Below are 3536 nucleotides of genomic sequence, written 5' to 3'. Positions count from 1 at the left end.
CCGGCGCGAGGGCCCGACCCTGCCCGGCGCGACGGCCGGCGCGAGGGCCCGGCGCGAGAGCCCGACCCTGCCCGGCCACCCAGGCACAGGCCAGAGCGCGGTCGGTACCAGGGCCGGAGCCGGTGCCAGGCCGAAGATCGTGCTCGATTCGGGAAAGAGTCCCCTCCCCGCGTGGACGAGGCCACTACATCCGGGATCGAGCGCGATCACGCGGAGACGGACGGGGCAGCGCGCCAGGGCGCGTGGATACGACAGAAGTCGCCGGAGTGCTGCCCGGCGACCCACTCGTCGCGGCGTGCGGCCCGCCTCAGCGGCGGGACTGGCTCAGCGGTGCCCCTCCGGGCGCTGCCGCCACCTGTCCTCCATGCGGTCCAGGATCGACGACCGGCGACCGGACCGGCCACCACCACGAGGACGGCGACGACTTGTCGTGCCGCCCACCACGTGCAGGTCAGGTGACTGCGCCCGACGGTGCGACTGCACCGCGAACGCGGCCGACGCCAGCATGACGACGAAGCCCGCCACCGCCAGCGGTGGAGTCTTGATCACCGCGCCATAGACCAGTAGAGCCAAGCCAGCGATGATCACGCCGGCGGCGACGAGCAGGCGACGCCGCGCATGGAAGCGCGGATCGCTGGCGCGCACGGCCGAGGCGAATTTGGGGTCCTCGGCAAGCGACCGCTCGATCTGCTCGAACAGCCGCTGCTCGTGCTCCGAGAGCGGCACGGCACTCCTCCCCGGTCACGTTGGTCGGGCCCACTCGGGCCGACAGACCGTGGCAGCCATCCGGCTGCTTACCCGCAAGTCTACGAGGGGGGTCGCGCGTCGGAAAGCGGGACGACCTACGGGTGCTGTGGATTTTCCTTTCGACGGGGATCACGGTCGCCCAGCAGACTGGCCGGACCTATGACGGACCGCCCGAAACGGGCAGCAGCGGCGTCCGCGGCGGCTTCCGCCTCACGCCAACCACGCTCGGGCGCACCGAGGGCGAGCTGTCGGGAGAGACCCTGCGCCGGGGCGAGCCCTTCCACCCGGACACCGACGAGGCGGATCCGCTCGGTCGGGTCCAACGCGGTGTAGAGCGCCCAGACCGTGTCGAACATCTCGCGGGCGGTGTCGGTCGGCACGTCGAGGGTGCGGGATCGGCTCACGGTGCGGAAGTCAGCCAGCCGGACCTTGAGCACGACGGTGCGCCCGACCTGCCCCGCACCCCGCAACCGGACACCGACCTTCGCGCTGAGCGCCAGCAACGCCCGACGGATCTCCAGCGGATCGGCCACGTCGACGTCGAAGGTCACCTCGGCGCCGATCGACTTGTCCACCTGCTCGGCGCTGACCCGGCGCGGGTCCCGCCCCCAGGCCAACTCGTGCAGGTGCGTCGCCGCGGCGGCACCGACCGCTCGGCGGAGCATCCCCACCGGCGCCTCGGCGAGGTCGCCGACCGTGCCCAGGCCGAGCCGACGCAGCGCCTCGGCGGCCCGCTCCCCCACCCCCCACAGCGCGTCCACCGGCAGCGGGTGCAGGAAGTCGAGCACCTGCCCGTGCGGAACGACCAGCAGGCCGTCGGGTTTCGCCCGGGTGGAGCCCAGCTTGGCCACGAACTTGCTCGGCGCCACCCCGACCGAGCAGGTCAACTCCTGCTCGTCGGCGACCCGGCGGCGGATCAGCCGGGCGATGGCGGCCGGAGAGCCGAAGAGCCGACGGGCGCCGGTCACGTCGAGGAACGCCTCGTCGAGGGAGAGCGGCTCGACCAGCGGGGTGACGTCCCGGAAGATCTGCATGACCGCCCGCGAGGCGGTCGAGTAGGCGGTGAAGTCCGGTGGCAGGTAGACCGCGTGCGGACAGCGGGCCCGGGCCTGGCTGGTCGGCATCGCGCTGCGTACGCCGAACCGGCGGGCCTCGTAGCTGGCCGAGCTGACCACCCCGCGCGGCCCGACCCCGCCGACGATCACCGGCCGGCCGAGCAGCTCGGGTCGGCGACGCACCTCGACGGCGGCGAAGAAGGCGTCCATGTCGACGTGCAGGATCGGGCTGCCGGAGTCGTCGGCGTCCGGCCCGAAGCGCGGATCGCCGCCCCGGGGCAACGACTGGCTGCGGCCCATCCCGGCAGGTTAACCCGGGGGTACGACACCACCAGCCGGCGGTCAGCCGCGTACGACCAGCAGCGGCACGGTCAGCTCGGCGGCGGTGTCCGACCCGTGGTACGCCACCAGCCTCGACGCCATCGGCCGCTCGGTCCGACTGGCCATCACCGCGTAGGTGTCGTTGCAGGTCACCACCACGTCGCCGATCCGCCCGAGGTGCTCCTCGGGCACCGGCCCGAACCAGCCGGTGGCCACCACCGCATCGCGGGTGCGGACCCGCGCCGCGTCGCCCAGCACCTCCGACCAGGCGGCCACCACGTCGTCGACCGCGCCCGGCTCGACGTGCAGGTAGCGCACCCGGGCCTCGCCGGCCACCAGCCGCACACCGGCCCGCAGTCGTGGGTCGGTGTCCAGGTCGAAGCGGTGCGCGGCGGGGATGTCCAGCTGCCCGTGGTCGGCGGTCACCAGCAGCGCCGCGTCCGGCGGCAGCCCGTCGACCAGCCGGGCGACCAGGGCGTCCACCTCGGTGGCGGCGACCCGCCACGGCGTCGAGTCGACGCCGCTGACGTGGCCGTGCCGGTCCAGGTCGGCGTGGTAGCCGGAGACCACTGTGGGCCCGGGGCCGGCGGCCAGCGCGCCCAGCATGGTGGCGGCCACCGCGTCCCCGCCGGCGGCACCCCGGAAGTCGCCGCCCCGGTTGGCGGCCACTGTCAACCCACTGCCGCCGAACTCCGGCCGACTCACCACTGTCGTCGCCACGCCGGCGGCGCGGGCGCGTTCCAGCTGGGTGGTCACCGGCTGCCAGCTCAACGGCGGCGGCTCGGCGGCCCAGTCGGTGTGGGTGAGCACCCGGTCGGTGCCGGGCACCCGCACGGTGAAGCCGAGCACCCCGTGCGCGCCCGGCGCGACACCGGTGCCCAGCGACACCAGGCTGGTCGGGGTGGTGGACGGGAAACCGGCGATCAGCGGCCGGGCCACCGTCGCCGCGAGCCCGGCGAGGGTCGGTGCGTACGGCGCCGCCGTCGGCAACTGGTACCAACCGAGGCCGTCCACCAGCAGCACGGCGATCCGGCGGACGCCGGCCAGCGCCGGACCGAGCCCGAGCGGGTCGGGCGAGCCGGGCACACCCAGCACGGCGAGCGCGCTGGGCAGCACGTCGGCGAGACGGCCGCCGGCGTGGTCCGGTCCGAGGATCTCCAGCGGTGCCGGCCCGCCACCCGGTGCGGCGATCATGCCGGTCGGCGGGCGAACAGGTGCAGCTGGGCGGCCAGGTCCCGGTACGGCGGTTGGGCGGCCAACGCGCGTTCCAACTCGACCACGGCGGCGGACTGCCCGTCGGAGACGGCGGCCGGCAGCAGGTCGGCCAGCACGCGTACCCCGTGGATCTCCTCGACCACGAGCCGGCGGCGGCGAGCAGCGCGGCGGCGCCGGGGGCGTCGTAGCGGCGGCGCA

The 3536-nt window shown here is 74.8% G+C and carries 3 protein-coding genes and 1 pseudogene; all 4 read right to left on the bottom strand.

The features are described 5' to 3' along the window. Window positions 1-324: 324 nt before the first annotated feature. Window positions 325-726 carry a DUF3040 domain-containing protein gene (locus tag JM949_RS34640; protein ID WP_124817678.1) on the bottom strand — a complete coding sequence of 134 codons (402 nt, stop codon included), beginning with the start codon at window positions 724-726 and terminating at the stop codon, window positions 325-327. Between the two features lie 116 nt (window positions 727-842). After that, window positions 843-2102, bottom strand: a complete 1260-nt coding sequence (locus JM949_RS34635; protein WP_203152261.1) for a DNA polymerase IV — start codon at window positions 2100-2102, stop codon at window positions 843-845. Window positions 2103-2144: 42 nt separating this feature from the next. Next, window positions 2145-3317, bottom strand: coding sequence for an alkaline phosphatase family protein (locus JM949_RS34630; RefSeq protein ID WP_203152259.1), 1173 nt, complete (start codon window positions 3315-3317; stop codon window positions 2145-2147). Then, window positions 3314-3536, bottom strand: a pseudogene (locus tag JM949_RS34625) (SAM-dependent methyltransferase); the annotation flags it as partial. The pseudogene JM949_RS34625 and the gene JM949_RS34630, both read right to left, overlap by 4 nt.

The organism is Micromonospora tarensis (assembly GCF_016803395.1).
GTDB lineage: Bacteria > Actinomycetota > Actinomycetes > Mycobacteriales > Micromonosporaceae > Micromonospora > Micromonospora tarensis.
Note: the sequence above shows the minus strand (reverse complement) of the source record. Positions and strands in the feature narration are given on the sequence as shown.

Coding starts and splice junctions, on each gene's coding strand:
- JM949_RS34635 (WP_203152261.1), bottom strand. CDS start 2,102: ATGGGCCGCAGCCAGTCGTTGCCCCGGGGCGGCGATCCGCGCTTCGGG.
- JM949_RS34630 (WP_203152259.1), bottom strand. CDS start 3,317: ATGATCGCCGCACCGGGTGGCGGGCCGGCACCGCTGGAGATCCTCGGA.